This window comes from Sorangium sp. So ce119 (genome assembly GCF_051524405.1).
GTDB classification, from domain to species: domain Bacteria; phylum Myxococcota_A; class Polyangia; order Polyangiales; family Polyangiaceae; genus Sorangium; species Sorangium cellulosum_G.
This window is the reverse complement of sequence record NZ_CP150310.1, coordinates 2,739,742-2,764,248: the sequence shown is the minus strand read 5'-3', so window position 1 is coordinate 2,764,248 and position 24,507 is coordinate 2,739,742. Positions and strand designations below refer to the sequence as shown.

24 protein-coding genes are annotated in these 24,507 nt (G+C 72.8%); 10 read left to right on the top strand and 14 right to left on the bottom strand.

Features of this window, described 5'->3' with window-relative positions; translation table 11 throughout:
- Positions 1-199 precede the first annotated feature (199 nt).
- The 3 genes from WME76_RS10595 to WME76_RS10585 all read right to left on the bottom strand — a co-directional run bounded on the left by WME76_RS10595 (position 200) and on the right by WME76_RS10585 (position 4,298).
- Positions 200-1,660, bottom strand: coding sequence for a serine/threonine-protein kinase (locus WME76_RS10595; protein WP_437960027.1), 1,461 nt, complete (start codon positions 1,658-1,660; stop codon positions 200-202).
- A gap of 148 nt (positions 1,661-1,808) precedes the next feature.
- Positions 1,809-2,672, bottom strand: coding sequence for a hypothetical protein (locus WME76_RS10590; RefSeq protein ID WP_437960026.1), 864 nt, complete (start codon positions 2,670-2,672; stop codon positions 1,809-1,811).
- A 9-nt stretch (positions 2,673-2,681) separates the two neighbouring features.
- Entirely contained in the window at positions 2,682-4,298 is a 1,617-nt protein-coding gene (locus WME76_RS10585; RefSeq protein ID WP_437960025.1) for a hypothetical protein, read from the bottom strand.
- 263 nt (positions 4,299-4,561) lie between these two features.
- Here WME76_RS10585 and argJ point away from each other — a divergent pair, with 263 nt between their 5' ends.
- The 6 genes from argJ to WME76_RS10555 all read left to right on the top strand — a co-directional run bounded on the left by argJ (position 4,562) and on the right by WME76_RS10555 (position 9,933).
- On the top strand, positions 4,562-5,737 hold the full coding sequence (gene argJ, locus WME76_RS10580; protein WP_437960024.1) for a bifunctional glutamate N-acetyltransferase/amino-acid acetyltransferase ArgJ: 1,176 nt from the start codon (positions 4,562-4,564) through the stop codon (positions 5,735-5,737).
- A 331-nt stretch (positions 5,738-6,068) separates the two neighbouring features.
- A complete protein-coding gene (locus WME76_RS10575) occupies positions 6,069-6,938 on the top strand; it encodes a hypothetical protein (protein ID WP_437960023.1) in 870 nt (289 codons plus the stop codon).
- A gap of 183 nt (positions 6,939-7,121) precedes the next feature.
- Positions 7,122-7,700 (top strand): OmpH family outer membrane protein, encoded by a 579-nt coding sequence (locus WME76_RS10570; RefSeq protein WP_437960022.1) that lies wholly within the window; start codon positions 7,122-7,124, stop codon positions 7,698-7,700.
- 38 nt (positions 7,701-7,738) lie between these two features.
- The gene (gene fabZ, locus WME76_RS10565) at positions 7,739-8,206 is read left to right on the top strand and encodes a 3-hydroxyacyl-ACP dehydratase FabZ (protein ID WP_433936017.1); all 468 of its coding nucleotides are present in this window, start codon (positions 7,739-7,741) and stop codon (positions 8,204-8,206) included.
- Positions 8,207-8,225: 19 nt separating this feature from the next.
- The gene (locus WME76_RS10560; RefSeq protein ID WP_437960021.1) at positions 8,226-8,804 is read left to right on the top strand and encodes a TlpA family protein disulfide reductase; all 579 of its coding nucleotides are present in this window, start codon (positions 8,226-8,228) and stop codon (positions 8,802-8,804) included.
- 28 nt (positions 8,805-8,832) lie between these two features.
- Positions 8,833-9,933, top strand: coding sequence for a dipeptide epimerase (locus WME76_RS10555; RefSeq protein ID WP_437960020.1), 1,101 nt, complete (start codon positions 8,833-8,835; stop codon positions 9,931-9,933).
- Positions 9,934-9,954: 21 nt separating this feature from the next.
- Here the strand turns inward: WME76_RS10555 and WME76_RS10550 are convergent, their stop codons facing one another.
- Both WME76_RS10550 and WME76_RS10545 read right to left on the bottom strand, forming a co-directional pair.
- Entirely contained in the window at positions 9,955-10,629 is a 675-nt protein-coding gene (locus WME76_RS10550; protein ID WP_433937763.1) for a pseudouridine synthase, read from the bottom strand.
- Between the two features lie 12 nt (positions 10,630-10,641).
- Positions 10,642-11,850: a protein phosphatase 2C domain-containing protein gene (locus WME76_RS10545; RefSeq protein WP_437960019.1), complete on the bottom strand. Its 1,209-nt coding sequence runs from the start codon at positions 11,848-11,850 to the stop codon at positions 10,642-10,644.
- A 317-nt stretch (positions 11,851-12,167) separates the two neighbouring features.
- Here WME76_RS10545 and WME76_RS10540 point away from each other — a divergent pair, with 317 nt between their 5' ends.
- Positions 12,168-12,317: a hypothetical protein gene (locus tag WME76_RS10540; protein WP_155799138.1), complete on the top strand. Its 150-nt coding sequence runs from the start codon at positions 12,168-12,170 to the stop codon at positions 12,315-12,317.
- A gap of 277 nt (positions 12,318-12,594) precedes the next feature.
- A complete protein-coding gene (locus tag WME76_RS10535) occupies positions 12,595-13,560 on the top strand; it encodes an FHA domain-containing protein (RefSeq protein ID WP_433936013.1) in 966 nt (321 codons plus the stop codon).
- 85 nt (positions 13,561-13,645) lie between these two features.
- Here WME76_RS10535 and WME76_RS10530 read toward each other — a convergent pair whose 3' ends face one another.
- The 7 genes from WME76_RS10530 to WME76_RS10500 all read right to left on the bottom strand — a co-directional run bounded on the left by WME76_RS10530 (position 13,646) and on the right by WME76_RS10500 (position 20,346).
- Positions 13,646-14,785, bottom strand: coding sequence for an acyl-CoA dehydrogenase family protein (locus WME76_RS10530; protein ID WP_437960018.1), 1,140 nt, complete (start codon positions 14,783-14,785; stop codon positions 13,646-13,648).
- Positions 14,786-14,863: 78 nt separating this feature from the next.
- Positions 14,864-15,007, bottom strand: a complete 144-nt coding sequence (locus WME76_RS10525) for a hypothetical protein (protein WP_433936012.1) — start codon at positions 15,005-15,007, stop codon at positions 14,864-14,866.
- A complete protein-coding gene (locus WME76_RS10520) occupies positions 15,007-15,285 on the bottom strand; it encodes a CcmD family protein (RefSeq protein WP_061618993.1) in 279 nt (92 codons plus the stop codon). Before WME76_RS10520 ends, WME76_RS10525 begins: the two co-directional genes overlap by 1 nt.
- 4 nt (positions 15,286-15,289) lie before the next feature.
- Positions 15,290-16,042 carry a cytochrome c biogenesis protein CcsA gene (ccsA, locus tag WME76_RS10515; protein ID WP_437960017.1) on the bottom strand — a complete coding sequence of 251 codons (753 nt, stop codon included), beginning with the start codon at positions 16,040-16,042 and terminating at the stop codon, positions 15,290-15,292.
- A 145-nt stretch (positions 16,043-16,187) separates the two neighbouring features.
- On the bottom strand, positions 16,188-17,579 hold the full coding sequence (locus WME76_RS10510; protein WP_437960016.1) for a TolC family protein: 1,392 nt from the start codon (positions 17,577-17,579) through the stop codon (positions 16,188-16,190).
- A 69-nt stretch (positions 17,580-17,648) separates the two neighbouring features.
- Complete coding sequence (locus WME76_RS10505) at positions 17,649-19,184, bottom strand: sigma-54-dependent transcriptional regulator (RefSeq protein ID WP_437960015.1); 1,536 nt, start codon at positions 19,182-19,184, stop codon at positions 17,649-17,651.
- Between the two features lie 16 nt (positions 19,185-19,200).
- Complete coding sequence (locus WME76_RS10500; protein ID WP_437960014.1) at positions 19,201-20,346, bottom strand: GGDEF domain-containing response regulator; 1,146 nt, start codon at positions 20,344-20,346, stop codon at positions 19,201-19,203.
- Between the two features lie 119 nt (positions 20,347-20,465).
- On the opposite strand from WME76_RS10500, the gene WME76_RS10495 reads away from it, so the two are divergent.
- Positions 20,466-21,440, top strand: coding sequence for a COX15/CtaA family protein (locus tag WME76_RS10495; protein WP_437960013.1), 975 nt, complete (start codon positions 20,466-20,468; stop codon positions 21,438-21,440).
- A gap of 40 nt (positions 21,441-21,480) precedes the next feature.
- Here WME76_RS10495 and WME76_RS10490 read toward each other — a convergent pair whose 3' ends face one another.
- Positions 21,481-22,137 (bottom strand): hypothetical protein, encoded by a 657-nt coding sequence (locus tag WME76_RS10490; protein ID WP_437960012.1) that lies wholly within the window; start codon positions 22,135-22,137, stop codon positions 21,481-21,483.
- An 84-nt stretch (positions 22,138-22,221) separates the two neighbouring features.
- Here WME76_RS10490 and WME76_RS10485 point away from each other — a divergent pair, with 84 nt between their 5' ends.
- Entirely contained in the window at positions 22,222-22,797 is a 576-nt protein-coding gene (locus WME76_RS10485) for a DUF99 family protein (RefSeq protein ID WP_061613768.1), read from the top strand.
- Between the two features lie 58 nt (positions 22,798-22,855).
- Here WME76_RS10485 and WME76_RS10480 read toward each other — a convergent pair whose 3' ends face one another.
- The gene (locus WME76_RS10480; RefSeq protein ID WP_437960011.1) at positions 22,856-24,277 is read right to left on the bottom strand and encodes a hypothetical protein; all 1,422 of its coding nucleotides are present in this window, start codon (positions 24,275-24,277) and stop codon (positions 22,856-22,858) included.
- Positions 24,278-24,507 lie beyond the last annotated feature (230 nt).

Below are 24,507 nucleotides of genomic sequence, written 5' to 3'. Positions count from 1 at the left end.
GGGCGAACGCATTCGCATCCCCCACCCATCGTTGCGGCGCCGCGGCGACCCGTCGCGGGGCGCGGCGCGCGCCGCAGCAGAGTTCGAGGTCACGATGACGTCTTCCGTGAGCTACCGTCGATGGCACCCCATGGCCCTGCTCGCCTTCGGCGCGGGCGCCGGCGCGACGGGGCGCGGCGCCGCCGCGCGGGACGCGAGCTCAGAGCGACGGCCCGTCCCGGAGCACGATGGTCACGTGCGACAGCCCGGTCCCGGCGAGGAGCATCGCCTTGACGAGGAACTCGACCATGGTGTCGAGGCACTCGGCGGGTGAGAAGCCCGCCCTCCCCGCCCCGAGCAGGGGCAGCGCCATGCTGCGGAGCTTCATCGTGTCCGCGTGGTAGAAGCACCCTTCGAGGAGCCGCAGGATGAGATCGCGCGTCGGGCGGTAGGTCGCCACGTGGTCCCAGTCGAGCGTGATCGCGTGGAACACGAACCGCGCGCTCAGCCGGCCGGCGGACGTGACCACCACCCCGCCGTGCCGCACGGGCACGTATTTGCGCGTCTCCATGTGGCAGACGCCGCCGCTCCCGTGGTTCAGGGCCAGCGCCACGCCGGCCGACATGGTGAGCTGCCCGTCGTCCGCGCTCACGAGCGCGTCGGCCGACATGCCCGCGATGTTCGCGCGCACGATCGCCAGCGTCCGGTCTCCGTGGAACTGGAACGCGGTCACCGGCCCGGGAGGGCCGCCCGCGAGGAGGACGGGGCGGACGCGCTGGTACTGCTCCAGGTAGGTGTGCAGCGTCAGATCGTGCGGATCCCCCCAGCGCGTGCTCTGCGCGCCCACGAGCGCGGCCTCGATCTCCTCGAACGACTGGAACCGGTCCTTCGGGTCCTTGGCCAGGCAGCGCTCCAGCACCGCCTGCACGTCCTCATCGAGCTCGGGCCGCAGCGCCCGCGGCCGGGCCGGGATGTCCTGACGGTGCGCGAGCAGCAACGGGAGCAGCTCCTGCTCCTCGAACGGCCGCTGCCCGGTGGCCGCGTGGTAGAAAGAAGCGCCGTAGCTGTAAATGTCCGCCCGCGTGTCGCTCTCCTGCGGGCTCCAGGCCTGCTCGGGAGCCATGTAGTACGGCGTGCCGAGCACGGTCCCCATGGCCGTGAGGGGCTGCTCGCGGAGGGCCGAAGGGCCCGTCGTGGCCGTCAGGCGCGCGAGGCCGAAGTCCGCGACCTTCAGCTCCCCGGACGGCGCGAGCAGCATGTTGGACGGCTTGAGGTCGCGGTGCATCACCCCGAGCTCCGTCGCGGCGGCCATCCCGCGCGCCGCGTGGAGCATGTAGCGCCGCAGGTCGTCGAGCGGCAGCGGCCCGCTCTGGAGCCGCGCGGCGAGCGACGGGCCGCCCACGTACTCCATGACCATGAACGGCGACCGGCTCGAGAGGAAGCCGAAGTCGTAGCAGCTCACCACGTGCGGCGACTTGATGAGCGCCGAGATGCGCGCCTCGCGCAGCATCCGCTCCCCCGCGTTGGGGTCCGCGTGCCCGGTGAGCACCTTGATCGCCACGACCCGCGCGAGCGCGAGGTGGCGCGCGCGGAAGACGGCGCCCATCGAGCCCACGCCGAGCAGCCCCTCCACGCTGTACCGGCCAGCGAGCTCCCTGCCCAGCGTCGGCACGTCGATCATGAACGAACCTTCCTGTCCACCATCGAGGATGTTCGGAACCCCGCGCGCCGCGGTCAAGGGGCACGGCGCGCCGCGCCCGAGAAGGGCGCGGCCGTGGTGGTCCCCGGCGTCCTCGATCGCCGCCGATCGCGCCTCGTCCGTCGTCCGCTCATCCCCCGCCGCGCGTCCTCGCCCGGCACGCCCGGACGAAGCCAAGCTCGCTCTGCCCCGCCTCGATCCGGTCGATCCAGTAGGCGAGCCCCGGGTACCTCGTCCGGATGAGCTCCGCCTGCTCCGCGAAGCGCGCCGCGTCTCCCCGCGCGGCGTGGAGCTCGGCGCGGAGCGCGTGCGCCTCCGGCGCGTAGACGCCGCCAAGGACGTCGAGCAGGGCCGGATCCACGTCGCAGAGCGGGTCCGGTCCGTACATCAGGGTGCGCAAGATCCGGTTGAAGCGCAGCGGATCGCCCGCCTCGACGCGGTCCGCGACCGGCGCGCCGCCGTCCGGGGGGAGGCTCGTCCAGCGGCCCCAGGAGCCGAAGCGGGCGATCTCGGGCGCGAGCCGCTGCAGCTCCTTCTGCTCTTCGGGGCTCGGCGCCGCGAGCTCGATCGGCGCCGGCGGGCTCTCCACGCGATCCGGCGGCGCCGCGTAGACGATCGCCAGCGCGTAGCTCTCGGGCTCGATCCCCGCGGGCAGGTACGACGACACATCGATGAGCATGCGCCGGCACGCGCCCGGATCGAGGGAGAACACCGGCGTGCCGAGCTCGCGGATCACGACCGGCGAGGGCTCGATCCTGACGACCTCCTCGCCGGTGCCCGCCCGCGCGAGGCGGACGCCGATCGCGCCGGCGTTGCCCGCCCAGCTCGCGCGCGGCAGCCGCCGGATGCAGGCCCCGGCTCGATCGGCGCACACGGTGATGGCCACGTGCAGCGGAAAGCCGAGCACGTAGCGGCGATCGTGATCGATCGAGCGCAGCACCAGGCCGGGCGGGCCGGCCGGCGTCGTCTCGTCCCGCGCGTGGTCATCCGACATGACAGCCTTTCACCTCCACCGGAGTCCCCTGTTGTTCTCCAGGCGCACGCGTCGGGTCTCCTTCACGTGGCGCCCGCACAGGTCGTTGCCGACCCGATCGGCGGTCCACGGGATGAGCTGCTGATCGGCGTCGATCATCCAGTGGGTTCGATAGTTCATGCAGCACGTGGTCCGGCGCGGCGTCCGGTAATCGAAGTAGCCGCACTTGTGCGGCATCCCGAACGCGTGCGTGAGCTCGTGAACGATGGTGTGGAGCGTGCGCTGCTCGAAGCCGGGCCGGGGCTCCGCGAGCCCCGGATCCCACCACGCCCGGTGCTGGGTGAAGACGATGGTCCTGCCGGCGAAGTACCTCGCCGGCCCGACGTCGATCGTGGGGCTCATGCCGGCGGCGTAGGCGGCGCCCGGGCCCCGCACGTCGACCTGGACGCGCGCGGGGATGCCGTAGCCCGGGGGCTCCCACGCCGCGCCCCTGCGGCGGGCGCGAGGGAAGAAGAAGACGCGGTTCCTGTACGCGTGCGCCACGGACCCGTCGCCCGCGGTGAACTGGCTCTGGATGTCGTGCGGCTCGAGCCAGAGCCGGGTCCGCGGCGGGTCCGCGAGGACGGTCGCGATCGCGACCGAGAAGCTCATCTGCTCGCCGTCCCAGCGGAACGTGACGAAGCTCGCGTCCTGGTGCTCTCCCGGGATCTCCACGTACTCCCTGCGCCGCTCTCCCTCGCCGCCGGCCCGGATCGTGACCATCCCGGTGAACAGCAGCGCGCCCCGGGCCTGGGGCACGGGGTGCGGCTCGAGCGCGGCGATCAGGCAGAACCAGCCCGGCTCCCCGGCGTGGGAGAAGACCTCGCTCACGAACCGGGAGGCCGTCTCGCCGAGCGTGCCCGCGTCGAGCGCGAGGTGCTGTAGATCCTGGATCACCCGCTCTTCGGTGAAGTCGAGCTGCGTGAAGATCGGCTCGAAGTGCGCCGGCACCTGCTCCACGGCGAGCGGGGTCGCGCTCTCCATCCGGATGTACTCGACGTCGATCCTGCGCCAGAGCGTCATGATCCCCGTCTCGTCTCCGGCCGACCCGACGAGGCCCTCGGCCTCGAGCTCGGCGCGGACGATCAGGTTGTCTCCGGCGATGTCGGTCATGTGGCGCCGGATCGTGCTCCTCATTCCCTCGATCGCCGTGCTCGCGCTGGTCTCCGTCGCGTCGAGCAGCGCATAGCCCTCCACCTCTTCCCAGCCAGGGCTCCTGTCCGGCGTCCCCTCGTTGTCGTCTTTGGCCGGCCCCACGTAGTTTTCCGCGGCGTCATAGTCGTTCTCATCGATCGTGGGAGCCCAGTCCGGGTGCACCTCCGGACGTTCGTTGAACGGGTCGTCCGGATCGCGCGCGCTCCAGCGGATCCGCGCGCCTTCCGGGAGCTCGCCCTCGGGGCTCGTCACCTCGACGGTGATCTCGATGAGCTGCGTATTCCTTGCCCACTGCCCGTCGAGATCTCGGTTGATGTAAACGCGTCCCTGGTCGTCGAGGCTCGTGTAGCCGGGGTTGTATCCAGCGGCCCGGGTCGCCCCCGGCGGCGCCGAGCTGTCCGGAAAGCCCGGCTGATACAGGCCCTTGACGTCGATGATCCGGACGGCGCTCATCGGAGCGAAGCATTGCAAATGCCACGCTCAGCCCGGCCGTCTCCGGACGCGTCATCCGCCGCGGCGAGACCTGGAATGAGCAGCGGAGTGAGCCCTGGAAGCGCCGGAGTCGCGCGCCAGGGCGGCGATCCGGGCGTCGAGCGCTCGCGCGCGTGGCGGGCTGTCGTCTCGCGCTCGACGCCGCGCGGCGCGCGCGGACGCGTCGCCCATGCACCCTTGCCGCTTTCTCCCCGCGCCCGTTCGTGCATAGACTCCGCGCCCTCATGAGCTTTGAGCCAGTTGCAGGGTTTCGATTCGGCGCCGTCAGCGCGGGGATCCGGAAAGACGGGCGCATCGACGTCGCGCTCGCGGTCGCCGATCAGCCGGCCGTGGTGGCCGGCATGTTCACGAGGAACCTGGTGCGCGCCGCGCCCGTGGACATCGCCATGCAGCGCGTCCGGTCCGGGCGCGCCCGCGCCGTCGTCGCCAACAGCGGATGCGCCAACGCCTGCACGGGCGAGGCCGGCTGGAAGGCGGCGCTCGACACCACGCGCGCGATCGCCCAGGCCATCGGCGCCTCGGAAGACGAGGTCCTCCCCGCCTCGACCGGCGTGATCGGCGCCGTCCTGCCGACGCACCGGATCGTCGAGCGGGTCCCCGAGCTCTCGGCGCGCCTGTCGCCCGAGGGCTACCTCGATTTCGCCCAGGCGATCTGCACGACCGACCGCTGGCCCAAGCTCTCGCAGCGCAAGCTCGGCGCGGGCGCCACGCTGCTCGGCATCGGCAAGGGCGCGGGCATGATCCACCCCGACGTGGGGCCTCCGCACGCGACGATGCTCGTCTTCCTGTTCACCGACGCCGTGATCGATCCCGGCGAGGCGAGCCTGGCGCTGTCCGCCTCGTGCGATGTGACGTTCAACGCGTGCAGCGTCGACGGGGACACCAGCACCAACGACACGGTGCTCCTCCTGTCCTCCGGCGCGTCCCAGCGCCGCGCCTCTCGCGACGAGCTCTCGGCGGCCCTCACCGAGGTCTGCGGCGAGCTCGCGCGCTCGATGGTGGCCGACGGCGAGGGGAGCACGCACGTCGCCGAGATCCGCGTCCGCGGGCTCTCGACGCGCGAGGCGGCGCGCGACGTGGCGCGCACGGTGGCCACGTCGATGCTCGTGAAGACCGCGCTGTTCGGCAAGGACGCGAACTGGGGCAGGCTGCTCGCCGCCGCGGGGCGCGCCGGCGTCCCGTTCGACCCCTCCCAGGCCCAGATCCTCGTCGGCGGCATCCCGATCGTGCGGAACGGCGGGCCCATCGGGGCGGACGCAGAGCGCCAGGCGAACGAGGTGCTCGCGCGTGACACCTACGTCATCGAGCTCGTGCTCGGCACCGGCCCAGGCGACTTCTCCTATCTCACGAGCGATCTCGGGCACGGCTACGTCGACGTGAACGCCGGGTACCGCTCGTGATCTCCGCGCTGCGGCCGGCCGGGCCGCTCGCAGCGAGCGCACACACGCCTTCGCCCTGACCGGAAGCGCCTGCTGCGCCCGGCAGCCGTGCCGGGCGCCTGCCGGGGCGAAGCGCCGGCCGGCTCTCTCCTCACGCTGCGCTTCCCCACACCCCGCAGACCAGTGAACCTCGCGCGACGAGCGCAGGTGAACGCAGGTTCACAGCGCGAACGGCCGGTCCGGCTTCCCGGCCATCCTCTCCCGCCGGCCCGTGGCACGCTGCGTGTTAGCGGTCGGCATGGTAGTCGTGCGGGAGGGCCGCGCCGGTGCCGGCCGCCGCTGGAGGACTTCGATGCTTCTTCATTCCCCCCTTGCGAAGATCCTGGGTCGAGGCGCGCTGTTCCTGAGTATCGCCGCGACCGCGGCGGGCTGCGGCGGCTGCGGAGACGCCTCGCTCCAGTGCGACAGCGACGGTGAGAACTGCTTTCTGTGCGACGGCTACGGCTGTCGCCCTGCGGTGCCCGACGTCACCGGCGGCGCGGGCCAGGGCGGCGCGGGCCAGGCCCCCACCGGCCAGGGCGGCGCGGGCCAGGGCGGCGCGGGCGGCGACGAGGCCGCCTGCGACGCGGAGCTCACCACGTGCCCCTGCGACGGCGACGAGGCGTGCGACGACGGCACGCGCTGCGTCGACGGGCTCTGCATCGCGGCGTGCGAGTTCAGCTATCAGTGCGGCGCCGGTCGGGTGTGCGTGAACGGCGAGTGCGCGGAGGGCTGCTCCGACAGCGTCCCCTGCGCCGAGCCCGGCACGCGCTGCGACCGCGGGGTCTGCGTGCCCGACCCCGAGAACCCCGAGTGCGGCGACGCGGCGCCGTGCGAGGGCGGCGCGATCTGCGTGGACGGCGCCTGCACCACCGGCTGCGCGACGCACGCGGACTGCGCGGACGGCGAGGTCTGCAATGCGGTGACCGGCGCGTGCATGCCCGACCCCTCGCCGCAGCCCGGCTGCGGCGGCACGGCCTGCGCGGCCCAGGGCCAGGAGTGCATGGAGGACGGCTACTGTCATTACCCGTGCGCCAGCGAACAGGCATGCCGGCTCATCGACAGCCGCTTCATCCGCTGCGAGGACGGCGTCTGCAAGACGCGGGAGGAGGTCGCGCCGGAGTGCACGCTCGACGCGCCCTGCCCCGACGGCAAAGACTGCATCTCCGGCGAGTGCCTCTGATCCACGGCCGCTGACCGTCGCCGCTCGCGCTGCTCGCCCGCCGCGACGCTCGCCGCACGAGGTGAGAGGGGCCGTCCTCGACGCCCCCTCCTCACCACCTTCCGCTTCCGTGGTCCTTGTCCCGCACACCTTGACCGTCCGTCACGCGGCGGGTAATCGCCTCGGATGCTCGCCCGCTCCCCTGTGCATCGGCCCGCGCTGCTCCTCGCCCGCATCGCCCGCGCCGCCGTCGTGTCGCTCGCCCTCGCCGCGCCGGGCGTCGCCGCCGCCGAGACCCGGATCGCCGTGGTCGACGTGCAGCACGCCGTGATGCAGACCGAGGACGGCATCCGCGCGCAGGCCACCCTGAAGAAGCTCTTCGACCGGCGCCAGCAGGAGCTCGACGCGAAGCAGACGGAGCTCCAGCGGGCGCGCGAGGACATCGAGAAGCAGTCGCGCGTGCTCTCGCGCGAGTCGCTGCAGAAGCGGATGGAGGACTGGCAGCGCCAGATGGTCGAGCTCCAGACCGTGTTCGTCGACTACAACAAGGAGCTGCAGAAGAAGCAGGGCGAGCTCACCGGGCCCATCATCAAGAAGATGATGATCATCGTCGCCCGGATCGCGAAGAAGACGGGCTACGAGGTCATCCTCGACAAGCAGGCGGCCCCCTACGTCCGCGCCGACCTCGATCTCACCGAGCAGATCATCCAGCTCTACAACACCGGCGGGGGCGAGGAAGAAGCGGGCGGGGACAAGGCCGAGAACAAGGACGCCCCGAAGTAGCGCGCCGCGCGCGCTCGACGCCGTGAAAGGAGTCGGCCTTGCCTGACCGAACCCAAGAGCCCGTCACGCTCGACATCCATCAGATCCTGTCGATCTTGCCGCACCGTTACCCGCTCGTGATGGTCGACCGGGTGACGCAGGTCACCGCCAACAAGAGCATCCGCGGCTACAAGTGCGTCGCCTACAACGAGCCCTGGTTCCAGGGGCACTTCCCCCAGCGGCCGATCATGCCCGGAGTGCTGATCCTGGAGTCGCTCACGCAGCTCGGCGGCATCCTCGCCTATGCGTCCGACCCGTTCGACGCGACGTCGAACCTCATGTTCTTCCTCGGCATCGACAAGGCGAAGTTCCGCCACACCGTGACGCCCGGCGACCGGCTCGACCTCTACGTCGAGGTGCTGCACCACCGCTCGAACGTCTGGAAGCTGCGCGGGGAGGCGAGCGTCGACGGGACGCTCTGCGCCGAGGGGGAGATGCTCGCGTCCATCGTCGATCGCGAGCCCTGACAGAGAGGAAGATCTCGCCATGAGCCGGAGCCCGTCACCGCCGTTCGCCCGCACCGCCGCCGTCCTTTGCGCCGCGCTCGCCATCGCGCCAGCGGCCGGCTGCGGGGGCGCCCCGCCTGCCGCCCCGGCGCCGGTCGTCGGCGGCGGCATGATCGGCGCCGCGGCGCCCGAGCTCGCCGCCGAGATCGTGAGCGGCGAAGGGCCCGCCACGCTCGGCGAGGCGCGCGGCAAGGTGGTGATCGTCGATTTCTGGGCGACCTACTGCCACCCGTGCCGGAAGTCGTTCCCCGCGTACCAGAAGATCGTCGATCGCTTCGGCGCCGACGTCGCCGTGATCGCCGTCGCGCTCGACGCCCCCGAGGACGTCTCGAAGGAGCAGCTCGTGGCGTTCGCGAACGAGGCCGAGGTCAGGTTCAGGATCCTCTGGGACAAGGACCAGAGCGCGGTGAAAAAGTACAACCCGCCGAGAATGCCGACCGCTTACATCGTCGATCGGGGCGGCGTCGTACGGCACGTCCACGCGGGCTACGAGGACGGCGAGGAGGAGACGGTCTCCCGCGAGATCGAGGCGCTGCTCGGCCCGGCCTCTTCTCCTTGAAGCCCGTGCGAAGGCGGCGGTCGTCCTCATGTCCCCTACCCTGATCCGGCGCGTCTCGGTCGAGGCGCTCGACATCCCGCTGCACGAGCCGTTCGGCATCGCCGGCGGCGCGCAGGAGCGCGCGGAGAACCTCCTCGTCACCGTGGAGCTCGCCGACGGGACGCTCGGCTTCGGCGAGGCGGCGCCGCTGCCGGCCTTCAACGGCGAGACGCAGGAGGCGTCGCGCGCCGCCGCCCTCTCGCTGCGCGGCGCCGCGGTGGGCGCCGACGCGCGCGCGTGGCGCGCGATCGCGGGCGCGCTCCGGGCGGCGGCGGGCGGCGGCGCGGGCGCCGCGCGCTGCGCGATCGAGACGGCGGTCCTCGACGCGCTCGCGCGGCGCGCGGGCATGCCGCTCTGGGCCTTCTTCGGCGGCGCCGGGACGGCGCTCACGACCGACATCACGATCACCACGGGCTCGCCGGAGCGCGCGGAGGAGGCCGCCCGGCGCGCGTCGGCCATGGGCTTCAGCGTCCTCAAGGTGAAGGTCGGCGGCCGCCTCGCCGCGTCGGACCCGGCGCGCATCGAGGCGATCCACGGGGCGGCGCCGCGCGCGTCGCTGATCCTCGACGGCAACGGCGGGCTCACGGCGGGCGAGGCGGTCGCGCTCGTCGCGCACGCGCGCGGGCTCGGCGCGGACGTCGCGCTCCTGGAGCAGCCGGTGCCGCGAGACGACTGGGAGGGCATGAAGGAGGTCACGCGGCGCGCCGGCGTCGACGTGGCCGCCGACGAGAGCGCCACGTGCGCGGAGGACGTCCTCCGCATCGCGGCGGAGCGCGCGGCGACCGTCGTCAACATCAAGCTGATGAAGGGCGGCATCGCCGAGGCGCTCGACATCGCGGCGGTCGCCCGCGCGGCGGGGCTGCGGCTCATGATCGGCGGGATGGTCGAGTCGGTGCTCGCGATGACGACGTCGGCGTGCTTCGCCGCCGGCCTGGGCGGGTTCTCGTTCGTCGATCTCGACACGCCGATGTTCCTCGCCGAGAACCCCTTCGACGGCGGCTTCACCCAGGCGGGGCCGGCGCTCTCGCTCGACGCGATCGGCGCGGGGCACGGCGTCGCCCCGAAGCGGCGCGCGCCCGGGGCTGGGTAGCGCGCCGAACCCGGGGCGCCCTCAGGCCGCCGGCGCCGCGCCGATCCACGCCGGCACGCCGAGCTGGTCGAACGGGCCGCGCAGGTCGTCGGGCAGCGGCGCGGCGAGGCGCAGCGGGGCGCCCGTCTCGGGGTGGGCGACGGCGAGCTCGGCCGCGTGGAGCGCGAGGCGGTGCAGCGCATAGCGCTCGCGGAAGAGGCGGTTGTGCTCGCCCTTGCCGTAGTTCACATCGCCGATGATCGGGTGGCTGATGTGCTTGAGGTGCCTGCGCACCTGGTGCAGGCGGCCCGTGCGCGGCCGCGCCTCGACGACGGCGTAGCGCTCGAGCGCGTGGAGGCGCTCGAACTCGGTGACGGCCGGCACGCGCGGGCCGCCCTCGCGCCGCGGGATCGGGTGATCGATGCACCCGCGCTCCGGGGGCACGCCGCGGACGAGCGCGAGGTAGCGCTTCCGCGCGAGGCCCTGCTCGAACTGCGCGCCGAGCAGCGCGGCGGCGGCGGCGTCGAGCGCGACGAGCAGCACGCCGCTCGTCGCCCGGTCGAGGCGGTGCACCGGGAAGACCTTCCGGCCGAGCGCGCGCTCGGCGAGATCGACGAAGACGACCGGCGCGTCGCCCCAGCCGCGGTGCACGAGCAGCCCGGACGGCTTCGCGAAGGCCGCGACGCGGTCGTCGAGGTGGAGCAGGGGGAGCTGCATCGCGGGCCGCGCTCAGCCGGTCCCGAGCGCGAGGTAGCGCGCGAGCCGCTGGTACAGGGCGGCCGCGAGCTCGGCGTCGTGCTCGCAGACCTCGGCGAAGTCGTCCTTGCGGATCCGGATGAGCCGCGTCCGCCCCGCCGCGACGGGCAGCTCGCCCTTGCGCCGCGCGCCCACGAGCGACTCGGGGAAGAGCAGCCCGGACGAGCCGATCCGCCGGCCGTCGGGCAGGTCCACGGCCCCGTCGAGCACCAGGTAAGCGACCAGATCGCTCGCGACGTCGCGCGGGATCCGATCGCCCGCGCCGAGCTCCACCTCGACGCCCGCCGCGAGCGCGCCCAGCACCGCGGCGGGGCTCATGCCGGCGAGCAGCGGGCACGCGGAGAGCACCGAGAGCTCGCGCGACGACGGCCCGGCGTCGTCCGCGCGCTTGACGAAGCGCTCCTTGATGTCGATGACGATCGCGCTCGCGTTGTCGAGCCCTCCCCGCTCGCGCGCGTGCTTGAGGAGGCCGGCCGCGACGTCCTCGGGGCCGCCCTTCGCGCAGAAGCGCGAGAGCGAGGCCTCGCTGTCGATCGCGTTGTGGACGCCGTCGGTGCAGAGGAGGATGCGGTCGCCCCGGGAGAGATCCACGAACAGCGTGTCGACGGAGACGGTGCCCGCGAGCCCGATCGCGTTCACGAGCGGGTTCCGTTGCGGCTTCCTGGCCGGGGTCGCGTTGCCGGCCGCGCGGAGCGTATCGTAGAGGGCGTGGTCCTGGGTGAGCTGGACGGTGGTCGTCGGGCGAACCAGGTAGGCGCGGCTGTCGCCGGCGTGGGCGAAGAACGCCCGGCTGTGCGCGAGCACCACGAAGTCGAGCGTGGTGCCCATCCCCTGGTAGCTCGGCTCCTTGCGGCGCGCCTCGAGGATGGCGGCGTGCGCGGCCTCGGCGACGCGGCGGAGCAGCGCGAACACCTCGCGGCGCGCCTCGATGTTCGGGTCGGCCACGTAGGCGTCGAGGATCGCGGCCGCGGGCGGGCGGAGCACCTCGTCGCGCACCGTGTCGATCGCGATCTGGGCGGCGACCTCGCCGGCGGCGTGGCCCCCCATCCCGTCCGCGATGGCGAAGAGGGCGAGCTCCGGGCAGCAGAGGAGCCGGTCCTCGTTGCTCGGGCGGACGAGGCCGACATCGGTCGATGCGGCGAACTCGATGCGGTAGTCGAAGCGCGGAAGGATCCGGGACACCGCGACCAGGATAGACACCGCGCGGGCGGCGTCAAAATCGCTCGGCTGCGGACGACCGCGCGACCGCGCGACCCCGCCACGCCCGCTCGCCTCCGCGCTCGCCCGCCCGCGGCCGCCTCGCGCTCGCCCCCTCCGGCGTGCGCTCCCTGCCGCCCGGAGCGCGGCGGCGCGCGCCGCGCGACGTTGCCGGGCGCACGCCGGCGCGAGCCCGGCGCGCCCTGCCGCCGGGCGGGGGCGCGGCCGTGCCCCCGGCGGACACACCAGCGTCCAACGCGCACGGATCCACGGTTGGCCCGAGTCTCGCGTGTTCGGGGGGCATGCAACTCATCGAGGTGGACGCCGGGCGCTTTCGGCTCGAATTCGGCGGTGGGCTCGGGCTGGAGGTCATCCTCCTGTTCAGCCGCTCGGTCGCCTTCTGGCGCTGGGGCGGCGAGCTCGTTGCGGAGGTCAGCGTCGGCGTGAGCTGAGCCGGACAACCGTCGTCTCGACCCGCGCCCAGCGCCGCAGCAGATTCGAGGCGTCAGCGAAAGAGCCCAAGACAAAAAATTCCGGTAGGATTCGGCTCGACCGCATGAGGCCTTGCTGCTGTCTGCACTCCACCACGCCCCTCCCTGCCGCGGATTCACCGCAGGCTCGCACAGCGATTCCGCCGTTCACGCCCGAGCTCGGCGGGCGGACGCGGCCGGCGCGATCGGCGCAGCGAGCGCTCTCGGGCGCGACATCGCGCAGAACGTGGAGCGCGCGATGAGCGTGCAACCGCGCATCGACGTCGCGACGATGCGGCGCGCCCTGTCGACCGCCGAGGCGGTGATGGCGCTGAACCCTCCCGAGTCGCCGATGGTCGAGGGGTACCGCCTGTTCCGCGTCTCGGGCGGCGACGTCGCGTGGCTGGATCTGCCGGCGAACAGCGGCGCGTACGCCGTCTTCGGCTCGCACCCGCGCTGCGACGTGAAGTTCGCGTCGGGCGACGATGTGTGCGTGCGCCACCTGGTCGCCACCTGCTGCAACCTCGGCGACGGCGGCTTCGGGCTGCGGCTCATGGATCTGCAGACCTCGATCCCGTTCTTCGTCGACGACGACGTCCCGCGGCGATCGATCGTGGTCAGCGGCCCGCTGCTCGTGCGCATCGGCAAGCACGTGGTCGGCGGCATCCCGGTCGGGCCGCGGGCCTCGTCGCGGGTGCTGCAGGTGAGCTCGTGCGGGATGAGCGAGCCGCCGCGCGGCCTCGAGAGCGTCTCCGAGAAGCCCGCGGTCGAGGGCGCCGCGCCCCAGGCGCCGACCGAGGGCATCACGACCAGCCACCGCTTCGCGCGCGGCGAGATCTCGCACATCACGTCGGTGCGCCCCGTCTCGCACATCGAGGAGATGGTGGCCCCGCGGGCGAAGACCGGGTACGTGCGGCTCACTCTGCAGTCGAGCGACCGCAGCGCCGCGGTCGAGCTGCCCGAGCAGGCGCTCGACGACGGCGTGCTGCTCGGGCGCGCCGACAACTGCCTGGATCGCGGGCTGCGCGCCGTCCTGAGCACGCACATCTCGCGGACGCACCTGCTGCTCCTGCGGGACGGCACCGAGATCATGGCGCTCGATCTCTGCTCGACGAACGGGACGAGGTACGCGGGCCAGAAGGTCCGCCGCGTGATGATCCCCGCCGAGGGCCTGGCGCTCACGCTGGGCCCCGAGCTGACGCTGATCTGGCACCCCCAACCCTGAAGCCGGACGCGAGACCGCCGCCCGGCTGAGGCGCCGAGCGAGGAGGCCCCGCTCGGCGTCCCTGCGCGCCAGGGCGATCGGCGCCCTACGACAGGAGCTGGCGCGCGATGACGATGCGCTGGATCTGGCTGGTGCCTTCGTAGATCTGGAGGACCTTCGCGTCGCGCATCATCTTCTCGACGGGGTACTCCTTCACGTAGCCGTTGCCGCCGAACACCTGGACGGCGTCGACGGCGGTCTGCATCGCGCTGTCGGCGCCGTAGGCCTTCGCGAAGCTCGAGACGATCGGGTCGCGCACGCCGTGATCGAGGTTCCACGCGGCCTTCTGGTAGAGCAGGCGCGTCCCCTCGACGCGGATCGCCATCTCCGCGAGCATCCACTGAATGAGCTGGTGGTTGCCGATCGGCTGGCCGAACGTCTTGCGCTCCTTGGCGTAGGCGACGCACTCGTCGACGCAGCGCCGCATCAGGCCGGTCGCGGCCGCGCCGATGTCGGGGCGGGTCTGGTTGAACGTCTCCATCGCGAGCTTGAAGCCTTGCCCCTCCGGCGCGAGGAGGTTCTGCTTCGGCACCTTCACGTCATCGAGGAACACCTGGGCCGTGTCGCTCGCGCGCTGGCCGAGCTTGTCCTCCTTCTTGCCGACGCGGAGGCCGGGCGTGTCGCGATCGACGATGAACGCCGCGATGCCCTTGTGCCGGAGCTCCGGGTTCGAGGTGGCGAAGATCACGTAGAAGCGCGCGAAGCTCGCGTTCGTGATCCAGCACTTCTGCCCGTTCAGCACGTAGTCGTCCCCGTGCTTCGTGAAGCGGGTCTTGAGGCCGGCGACGTCGCTGCCGGCGTCCGGCTCGCTCGTGCAGTAGCTCGCCATGATCGGCTCGGCGGTGAGCATGCCGAGGTACTTCTTCTTCTGCTCCTCGCTGCCCGCGAGCTTGATGGGCGTGAGCGCGAGCCCGTTGGCGAGGAAGCTCGTCTGGATCCCGGTGCAGCCGTAGGAGAGCTCCTCGGCGAGCAGGGCGTTCTCGAGCTCGCCCATCCCCGGGCCGCCGTACTCGGCCGGGCACGTCGGGTTGACGAGGCCGATGTTCCAGCCCTCCAGGAAGACGTCCATCGGGAAGTACGATTTCTGGTCGCACTCGGCCGCGATCGGGGTGATGCGCTCCTTCGTGAAGCGGCGCGCCGTATCGATGAGAGCCTTGTGCTCCTCGCTCACAGAGAAATCGACCACCTGGGACCTCCGGCTAGTGGGGCAGGCGCGGCGCTCGCAGCGCCCGCCGGCAACGCGGGACGAGGGCTCGCGCCCCCGTCACTCCTTCATTCTGCGCCTACGTCGCTCGAGCTCGGCGCGCACGGCGCGGCTGCCCAAGATGTAGCCGATGATGAGCCCCAGCATCAGCACCACGGGGATGTAGAGCGCGTGCTGCGGGGTCATCTCCCCGAGGTTAGGCATCAGCTCGTCCCCTGGCCCGAGCTGGCCCGCGCCCGCTGCACGGCGGCCTCGAGCGCGTCGATGCGGCGATCGATCTGCTTCTGCCGGCGCCAGGAGAGGAAGACCATCGCAAAGACGATGAGCCAGATCGCGGCGTAGGCCTCGACGAGCAGCTTCTCCCCGCTCTGGAGCTCGTTCCCCCCCTGCACGGGGCGGAACGACTGCGCTCGGTCGTCCGTGGTGGTGCCCGTCGGTTGCTGAAGGGCCGCGTGAGCGAACAAGGAATGAAGGGAATTCACGTTCTCAGTCCTCTCCGATGCCGACTTCGAGGGCCTCTTGCTCGAGCTCCGCGAGCCGCGCGGACGCGAGATCGACGCGGAGGCGCGCCCACAGGAGCGCGAGGGAGAGCAGCGTGAACGCGAGGAAGCCGAAGCCGAGCGCCAACTTCATGTCAGGGTGCCCGAGGCCGCCGCCTTTGCCCGTGATGACGGTGGGATGGTTACCGCCCCACATCTTTACCGAATAATGGATGATCGGCAGGTTGGCCGCGCCGAGGACGCCGAGGGCCGCGGCGAACTTGCGTTCGGCGTGGCTGTCGCCGGTGAAGGCGCGGAGCACGACATAGGCGATGTAGATAAGGACGCTGAGGAGCGAGGTGGTCAGGCGTGGATCCCACGTCCAGTACACGCCCCACGCCTTGGCCGCCCACAGCGGGCCGGTGATGAGGACGATCAGGCCCATCGCCACGGCGACCTGCGCGCCGGATTTCGCCAGCGAGTCCCACCACTGGGTGCCGCGCGCGAGGTAGCCGGCGGAGCCGATGAAGCAGGCGGTCGCGCCGAGGTACATCGCGTACCCGGCGGGGGCGTGGAAGTAGAAGATCTTCTGCACGACCCCCATCGAGGCCTCCGTCGGCACGACGTAGGCGACGAAGTGGAGAGTGCCGATGATGGCCGCGGCCGCCGCGGCGAGCAGGACCGAGAACGCGATGCTGGAGCCGTTCGAGGCGCCGCGCGCGCCGCGGCGCGCCGCGTCCCCGCTCGCTGCCACGGCCATTCTGTGCGGCGCCCGCCTGTCGTCAGCTCCCATGCTGGGGCGCACGGTAGTGCCAAGGACGGCCGCGTTCAAGCCGCGGTGCGCGCGGACGCCGGCCCGAGGGAGCGGCGGCGGCTCCCTGGCTCAGCGCGTCCGGTCTCATGGCTCAGGTGCCGTCTGGCGCGATCGCGTCCCAGCCGGTCGCCTTCGCGAGGCGCGACATCGCCATGTCGAGATCCATCGTCGCGTTGAGCTGATTGAAGCGGTTCGTCGCGTACGCCTTGGCCGGATCGATGAGGTCCTTCTCGGCCATCGTCCCGACGTCGATCCCTTGTTGCACCATCACGAGCCACCGCTTGCCGTACCTCGCCGCCTTGGCGTAGGCGTCGAGGCGCCGCTGGGCCTCCACGACCTCGGCGTAGGCGGTCTCGACCTCGGTGGCGACGCCGCCCATGGCGAGCCGCTGCGTCGCGGCCATCTCCTCGAGCTGCGCCTCGGCGAAGCGGACGCGGGCCGACTGCGGGAGAAGGTCGAGCTTCCACTGCAACACGAGCGCGGCGCCGTAGTGGAAGTAGTTGCCGGGGTCGCTGGTGAACGGGTTGAGCTGATCGGCGACCTCGGGCGCGGCGCTCACGCCGACCTGGAGGCCGAGGCCGATGTCGGGGAAGAGCTGCGCGCGCGCGAGCCGCACCTGCGCGGTCCGCGCGTCGAGGCCCGCGCGCGCCTGCGCGAGCTCCGGCCGGTACAGGCGCGCCGCGGTGAGGTAACGGCTGACGTGACCGAGCCGGTGCTTCGGCGGGCGGATCGGGACGTCGGGGATGTCGAGCTCCGGGACGCCCGTGTAGAAGCGCAGCCCCGCCAGCGCGACCGCGATGTACTTGTCGACCTCCGCCCCGCGCGCCTCGAGCTCGGCCCCGAAGGTCTGCAGCTTGAGGAGCTCGATGGGATCGCCCTCCTCGCGCTCGACCTGCTCCTCCAGGCGCCGGAGCGCCTTGTCCATCTCGCGCCGCACGTCCGTGAGCAGGCTCCGCGAGTCGCGGGCGAGCTGGAGGCCGAAGTAGGCCTTGCGGACGTCGAGCCGGACCGCGTCCCGCTCCTTCTCCACGTTCGCCTGGTTCACGCGGACGTTCGCCTCGGCGGCGTCCCAGAGGCTCGTGATCTTGCCGAAGGTCCAGAGCGGCACGACGCCGTCGATGTTCGCGCGCCAGGCGACGCCGAGGCTCGAGGTGAGCGAGACGTCGGTGTTCGGGCTGAAGACGTTGTTGCCGCGGACGGTCGGCGCGAGCGCGACGCCCCCGGTCAGCTTGAACTGCGAGAACGGGGCGTAGTGGGCCTCGTCGAGCTGCGCGCGGACCTGGTTGAGCCGCGCGCGGGCGGCGGCGACGTTCGGGTGATTGCGGTCGGCGAGCGCGAGGACGCGGGGGAGATCGTGGACCATCGCCGCTTGCCGCCGGGGCGCCTCGCCGGCGTCCGCGGCGGCGGCAGAGGACGGGGCGAGCCGGACCGCGAGGGAGACGGCGGCGGCGACAAGGGCACCTCGTGCAGCGCGTCGGGCCATTTTCGGCGCAACGTAGCACGAGCCGGCCGCGCGCTTGCGCGGCGTGGGGCGCGGCGCCCGTGGAGCACGTCAGCCCGCGTCGTCCCCGTCCGGCCCCGCCTCCGCGTCCGCCGCCAGCGTTCCCGGCTGCCTGTCCGCGTGCGCGTCTCGCGCCTCCTGCGCTTCTTGCGCCTCCAGCGCTTCCTGGGTCGATTCCTCGTCTCCCCTCGCCGCGATCTTCTTCTTGAGCCTCCGGAAATTCGAGCGATCCATGCCCGCCTGCCGCGCCGCCTCGCTCAGGTTGTTGCCCGTGCGCTGCAGCAGGCGCCGGACGTAGATCTGATCGAACGCGTCGACGGCGCGCTCCTTGGCCTCCGCATACGGGAGTTCGCAGAGCTGCGCGGGCAGGACGAGCGCGTCCCGGGGGGGACGCCGCTCCGGCCCCACGCGCCCCGACACCGACGGCGGGAGGTCCGCGGGCAGGATCGCCTCGCCGCGCGCGGAGATCACGGCGTGCTCGATCGCGCTCTCGAGCTCGCGGGCGTTGCCCGGCCAGGCGTGCTCGCGCAGGAGCCGCGCCGCCTCGGGGCCGATCCGCCGGACGTCGCGGTCGTGGGCGCGCGCGTACCGGTTCAGGTAGTGGCTCGCGAGCAGCGCGATGTCCTCCCGGCGCCGCCGGAGCGGCGGCAGCTCGATGAGGATGACGCCGAGGCGGTAGAGGAGGTCCTCGCGGAACTGGCCGGCAGCGGCGCGCTCCCTCAGGTCCACGCACGTCGACGCGATGACCCGCACGTCGACGCGCCGCGGCTCGCCCCCTGCCCTCGCGATCTCGCCGTGCGTGAGGACCCGGAGCAGCCTGGCCTGGGCCGCGGGCGACAGCGCCGAGACCTCTTCGAGGAAGAGCGTGCCCTTGTCCGCCGCCTCGACCAGGCCCGCGCTGGCGTGCCCGTCCGGCGCGGCGTCGCGATCGCCCTCGAAGAGCTCCTCCTCGGCGCGCGGCCCGGGGAGCGCGCCGCAGTCGACCGCGACGAAGCGCGCCCCGGCGCGCGGCCCGCGCCGGTGGACGGCGCGCGCAACGAGCTCCCTGCCCGTCCCGCGCTCGCCGATCAGCAGGATGGGCGCCGTGAGGGCCGCGACGCCGAGCGCCTTCCGGTGCGCCTCCTGCATCGCGGCCGAGCTCGTGATCACCTCGCCGAGCTGCTCGTGCTCGCCGACCCGCTCCTCGAGCGCCCTGGCGCGAGCGACGAGCCGCCGGCGCTCGATCGCGCGCTCGACGGCGATGGAGGCGGCCGCCTCCGGGTCGACGGGCTTCATCACGAACGCGTACGCGCCGGCGCGCACGGCCGCGACCGCCGCCTCGACCTCGCTGTGGCCGGCCATCACCACGACCTCGACGTCGGGGAACCTCGCCTTGATGTGCTCGAGCACCTCGGCGCCGCCCATGCGCGGCATGGTGAGGTCGAGCAGCACGGCCTCGACGCGGGTGGTCGCGAGCAGCCCGAGCGCGGCGGGGCCGTCCTCCGCGGTGAGGACGTCGAAGTCGCGCACGAGCGCGCGCGCCAGGCCGCGGCGCTGGGCCGGCTCGTCGTCGACCAGGAGGATGCGGGCGCGAGCGGCGGCGTTCACGACGTGAAGCGGCGGACTAGAGCGGCTTGCGCGGGAGGGGCGGGAGGTCCGTGCCCCGGCGCGTCTGCGGCTCCCTCGCGTCGTCCTGGGCCGCGACGAAGGCGGGATCGCTCGATCGCCGGAGCTTGCCCGGGGGCGGCGGCGCCGGCTGCTCGGAGCCCCCGGTCGGCGTGTAGATCTGGCCGTGCTGCTGGAAGACGCAGATCCGGTTGCCGCCCTCGCGCTTCGCCTGGTGGAGCGCGCTCTCCGCGGCGCGGATCAGCGCGTCCTTGGAGCGGACGTCGCGCGAGGGGTAGAGCGAGACGCCGATCGACACGCTGCAGGGCCGCGTCGCGCCGCCGAACTCGACCGGGTTGCCGGAGGCCTCGCGCCAGATCCGCTCGGCCACGGTCAACGACCCGGCGAAGTGCGTGCTCGGCAGCACGATGAGGAACTCCTCGCCGCCGTAGCGCGCGACGACGTCCACCTCGCGGACCGAGCGGCGGATCCCGTCAGCCACGCGCCGGATCACGGCGTCACCGAGCGTGCGCCCCCCGATCTCGTTCATCGCCTTGAGCCGATCGATGTCGACGAGCACGCAGGCGAACGGCTCGTGGTAGCGCTCCGCGCGCTTGAACTCCTCGTTGAGCCGCGTGAAGAGGTAACGGTAGTTGTAGAGCCCCGTCATCTCGTCGTGGATGGAGAGCTGCTCCAGGTAGGCGCGCTGCGCCGCCACCTGGTCGTGCAGCCGCTTGATCCGCAGCATCGCCCCGACGCGGGCGAGGAGCTCCTCCTCCTCGAACGGCTTGCAGACGTAGTCGTCGGCGCCGATCTTGAGCCCCTCGACCCGGCTCGCCGTGTCGGTCTTCACCGTCACGAGCACCACGGGGAGGAAGCTCTCGGAGGTCATGCTCTTGAGGAGCCTGCACGCCTCGAGGCCCGTGAGCCGGGGCATCACGATGTCGAGGAGCGCGAGATCGACCCCCCCGCGGCCGATGAGCTCGATCGCCTCCTGGCCGTCGTCGACCGCCTCGACCTGGAAGCCGGCCTTGTGGAGGATGCTCACGAGCATCTGGCGCGCGAGGCGGTCGTCGTCCGCGACCACGATCCTGGGCGGACGGCTGCTCAGGAGCTCGGCCGGCGGAGAGGGCGGAGCGCCCCGGATGTCCTCGCTGATCGGCACGGGCACATCCTCCCTTCGGCCGGGTCCGGGCGCAACGAGATCGCACGACGGCGCGGGCCGGCCTCGCGGGCCGGCCTCGCGGGCTGCCGTCGCGCTGGTTTCGCGGTAAGGACCCCCTCATGACTCAGGCGCGGTTCTGGAAGCTCGCGGCGCTCGCGCTGGCCTTCACGCTCGGCGTGATCCTGTGGGGCGCGTTCGTGCGCGCGACCGGCTCGGGGGCCGGCTGCGGCAGCCACTGGCCGACGTGCAACGGCGACGTCATCCCACGTTCACCGAGCGCGGCGACCTTCATCGAGTTCACGCACCGCGCCACCTCGGGCATCGCGTTCCTGCTCGTCGCGCTGCAGCTCGTCTGGGCGTTCGTCGCCTATCCGGCGGGCCACCCGGTGCGGGGCGGCGCGTCCGCGTCGATGCTGTTCATGATCACCGAGGCGGCGGTCGGCGCCGGGATCGTCCTGCTCGAGTACGTCGCCCACGACGCGTCCGCGGCCCGCGCGCTCTGGATGGCCGTGCACCTCATCAACACGTTCCTGCTCGTCGGCGCCATGACCTGCACGCTCTACTGGGCGCGCGGGGGACGGCGCGTGCGCTGGCGCGGCCAGGGCGCGACGGGCGCGCTGCTCGCCGTCGCGCTCGCGGGGGTCCTCGCGGTCGGCGTGACCGGGGCCATCGCCGCGCTCGGCGACACGCTCTTCGCGGCGAGCTCGCTCCGCGAGGGCATCGCGCAGGATTTCTCGCCCACGGCCCACTTCCTGCTGCCGCTGCGCACGTTGCACCCGGCCGTTGCGGTGGTCGTGAGCGCCTACCTGCTCTTCGCCCGCGGCGCCATCGCGGCCCGGCGCCCGTCGCCGCTCGTCGAGCGGCTGTCGATGGCGACCGGGGGGCTCGTGCTGCTGCAGATCGGCGCGGGGCTCCTCAACCTCCTGCTGCTCGCGCCGGTGTGGATGCAGCTCGTGCACCTCCTGCTCGCCGATCTCCTGTGGATGGTCCTCGTCACGCTCGCCGCGGCCGCGCTGGGCGAGCCGGCCCCGGCGGCCGACCCGGGCTCGCGCGGGGAGGACGACAAGGCGCGCTCCGAGGCCGTCGCCGCCTGAAGGCGATCACGGCGCCGGCAGGTCCTCGGGCGGGGCGCCGCTAGAACTCGGGCGAGCCCTCGTCGCTGCTCCCGGGCTCCTGCGGGATCGTGCGGCGGACCGCGCGCTTCCGCGCTCCCTCGGGCTGCGGCGCGGCGCGCTGATCGGGGACCGACGGGGGAAAGTCGACCTGGAGCACGACCCCCTGCTCGGTCTCGATCACGCGGTAGGTCGCGTCGGTCTGCGCGCGCAGGTCGATCACCATGTCGAGATCGTTGCCCTGGTCGACGAGCTGCACCTGGCTGACCGGGGTCGCGAAGAAGGCGGTCACGAGCGGGAAGCGGTTCGTCTGGATCGCCCCCGCGCCCTTCATTCGGTAGACGAGGCGCCCGGCGGCCTTCGACTCGGCGACGTCGACCTTGCCGCCGTGGATCTGCACGAACACGCGCGAGCCCCCGGTCGGGAGCATGCGGAAGCCCGGGAACGTGGCGACCGGCCGCCCGTCGAGGGCCGCGGCCTTCTGCTTCGGCTTGCGCGCGCGAGCGGCGCGCTGCCGGGTCGCCTGCGGCGCGCCGGCGGCACCCGCGCGCGGGGCGTCGGCCGCCGGCTTCCCCGGCGGGGCGGCCTTCGCGGGCGCCGGGGCGGCGTTCGGGGCCGCCGGGGCGCTCTGCGCGAGGGCGAGCGACGGGGCGAGGCCGAACGCCAGCGAGAAGATCACGGAGAGGTACCGGGGAGGTCGCACAGTAGCAGTACAGCACGACCGCCCGGCCCGGAGAAGCCGGCAGCGCGATAAGCTCCGCGCGTGCCGCCGCGCGCCCCCCGCCTGTCGCACGTCGTCGGCGTCGACGACGCCCCGTTCGCCCGCGAGCACCGCGGCGACGTGCCGGTCGTCGGGACGGTCTTCGCGGGCCTGCGCCTCGAGGGCGTGCTGTCCACCCGCGTCCGGCGCGACGGGCGGAACGCCACGCCGGCGATCGCCGCGATGATCGCCGGCTCCCGCTTCTATCCCCAGGTGCAGGTGGTCCTGCTGCAGGGCATCGCCGTGGCGGGCTTCAACGTGGTCGACATCGCGGCGCTGCGCGACGCCCTCGCCCTGCCCGTCGTGGTGGTCGCGCGGCGCCTCCCGAACCTCGACGCGATCCGCGACGCGCTGCTCTCGCGCGTCCGGGGAGGGCGCCGCAAGTGGGCGCTCATCGAGCGCGCCGGCAAGATGGAGCCCGTCGGGGGCGTGTACGTGCAGCGGGCCGGGATCTCGCTCGAGGACACGAGCGCGCTGATCGCGCGGCTCTCGGTGCACGGCCACCTCCCCGAGCCCCTGCGCGCCGCGCACCTCATCGCCGGCGGGCTGACCACGGGCGAGAGCCGCGGGCGCGCGTGACCGCACGTGACCGTGCGTGATCGTGCGTGACCGAGCGCCCGCCTCCGGGTCGCGCTCGCTAGAGCTCGCGCCGGCCCGCAGCGCTCGCCGTGGCCGGCTTCTCGGGCTTCTCGCCGCGGCCGGTCACCTTCGAGTAGATGACGTCGAGGTTCGCGGTGATGTCGAGATAGAACTGCGCCTCGGGGCTGTAGAAGAAGTTCCTGCGGCGGCCGTCGGGCCCGATCTGGCGGTCGGTGTTGTTGTACCCGAGCGTGAGATCGACGACCTCGTAGACCGGGTAGCTCAGGCTGACGTTGAACGCGGTCTGGGGGACGTAGGTCGTCCCCCCGGAGCCGTCGTACGGGGCGCAGCCGCCGAGGATCTCGACGCATCCCCCTTCGAACTCGTGCTTGAAGTCGCTGAGCAACCCGAAGCTCGTCGCCATGGAGAGGTCCTTGTAGAGCGGCAGGTTGAGCTCGAGGCTCGTGGTCAACCGATCCATGGCGAAGGACCACCCGGTGAGCTGCTCGTCGAGCGACACCTCACCGCTCGGGGCCTGCCGCGGTCGCCGGAGGGCGTCGTTCACCGGCGTGTACGACTCCGCGAACAGGTGGGAGTAGGTCACGCCGAGCGTCGCCGTGACATGGTTGAGGCCGTCGGCCTTCGACCCGAGCAGCTTGACCTTCTGGACGAGCTGCGGGCCGAGCCCGACCGTGAAGTACTTGCCGGAGTTCCAGCTCGCCGGCGACGTCGGCAGGGTCACGCGCAGGCGCATGGCGGCGTCCGTCTTGTACTCGCCGCGGTTCGCGCCGCCGCTCTCCCAGAGCTCGCGGCTGTACCGGGCGTTGAGGGCCACGTCCTTGAGCTGCGGCTCCCGGTAATCGGTCGTGATGTCGCTGTTCGTGAGCTCGACGACCCAGCCGATGTCGGCGGACACCGAGACCTTGTCCTTGGGACGGTCGAGCACGAAGTAGTTTGGCCGCAGCGTGAAGTCCCAGCCGTAGACCTGGATGGCAGGGGTGTACTCGCCGCCGACGCCGAGGAGCGTCGTGCTCCCGCCCTGGTTCCAGGTGAACGTCGTCCCGCGCCAGCGCAGGGTGGTCTCCTCTTCCTCCTCCAGCAGGTCGTCGGCCGCGGTGGCCTGGCTCCAGCGCACCGCCGGTGTGGTGACCGGCCCCACGTCGGGGCCCGGGGACTTCGTGGGAGGCGGCGCGGCCTGGGGCGTCGGCTCCGGGGGCGGCGGCGCCGGCTCCGCGGGCTGGGCTCCAACGGTCCCCGTGGGAACGGCCGGGCCAGCGGCGGCGGCGGGAGCAGCGAGGGCGCCAGGAGCGGCAGCGGGGGCACCGGCGGCGGCCGGCGCCGGGTCGGCCGGGGGAGCTTGCTCGGCGGGCGGCGCGGGATCGGCCGGCGGAGCCTTCGGCGGCTCGGGCGGCGTCTGCGCGGACGCCACCGAGATGCTGCCCAGGACACCGGCAGCCACAAGCAACGATCGGAACGTCATCTCCACTCCCTCTCCTGGCCCCTTCGGCCCCTCACCGCTCCACCGCGCGCTCGGCCAGACGTCCGCCCGCCTCGCCCGCCACCCGGCGCGCCAACGCGCCGGCAGATCTGCTCGGCGCCTCCTTTGCAGAAATCGTACCCTGCCAAAAAATCGTTACAAGCGTCGGGATTCATTGATAAAAAGCAGCCGCTTCAGCGGGCGCGTTACAGCGCTGACGCGCGGCCCCGTTG

Bases quoted from the DNA above. Each gene is read 5' to 3' on its own strand.
- WME76_RS10595 (WP_437960027.1), bottom strand. From the start codon at position 1,660: ATGATCGACGTGCCGACGCTGGGCAGGGAGCTCGCTGGCCGGTACAGC.
- WME76_RS10590 (WP_437960026.1), bottom strand. From the start codon at position 2,672: ATGTCGGATGACCACGCGCGGGACGAGACGACGCCGGCCGGCCCGCCC.
- WME76_RS10585 (WP_437960025.1), bottom strand. From the start codon at position 4,298: ATGAGCGCCGTCCGGATCATCGACGTCAAGGGCCTGTATCAGCCGGGC.
- argJ (WP_437960024.1), top strand. From the start codon at position 4,562: ATGAGCTTTGAGCCAGTTGCAGGGTTTCGATTCGGCGCCGTCAGCGCG.
- WME76_RS10575 (WP_437960023.1), top strand. From the start codon at position 6,069: ATGCTTCTTCATTCCCCCCTTGCGAAGATCCTGGGTCGAGGCGCGCTG.
- WME76_RS10560 (WP_437960021.1), top strand. From the start codon at position 8,226: ATGAGCCGGAGCCCGTCACCGCCGTTCGCCCGCACCGCCGCCGTCCTT.
- WME76_RS10555 (WP_437960020.1), top strand. From the start codon at position 8,833: ATGTCCCCTACCCTGATCCGGCGCGTCTCGGTCGAGGCGCTCGACATC.
- WME76_RS10550 (WP_433937763.1), bottom strand. From the start codon at position 10,629: ATGCAGCTCCCCCTGCTCCACCTCGACGACCGCGTCGCGGCCTTCGCG.
- WME76_RS10540 (WP_155799138.1), top strand. From the start codon at position 12,168: ATGCAACTCATCGAGGTGGACGCCGGGCGCTTTCGGCTCGAATTCGGC.
- WME76_RS10535 (WP_433936013.1), top strand. From the start codon at position 12,595: ATGAGCGTGCAACCGCGCATCGACGTCGCGACGATGCGGCGCGCCCTG.
- WME76_RS10525 (WP_433936012.1), bottom strand. From the start codon at position 15,007: ATGCCTAACCTCGGGGAGATGACCCCGCAGCACGCGCTCTACATCCCC.
- ccsA (WP_437960017.1), bottom strand. From the start codon at position 16,042: ATGGCCGTGGCAGCGAGCGGGGACGCGGCGCGCCGCGGCGCGCGCGGC.
- WME76_RS10510 (WP_437960016.1), bottom strand. From the start codon at position 17,579: ATGGCCCGACGCGCTGCACGAGGTGCCCTTGTCGCCGCCGCCGTCTCC.
- WME76_RS10495 (WP_437960013.1), top strand. From the start codon at position 20,466: ATGACTCAGGCGCGGTTCTGGAAGCTCGCGGCGCTCGCGCTGGCCTTC.
- WME76_RS10480 (WP_437960011.1), bottom strand. From the start codon at position 24,277: ATGACGTTCCGATCGTTGCTTGTGGCTGCCGGTGTCCTGGGCAGCATC.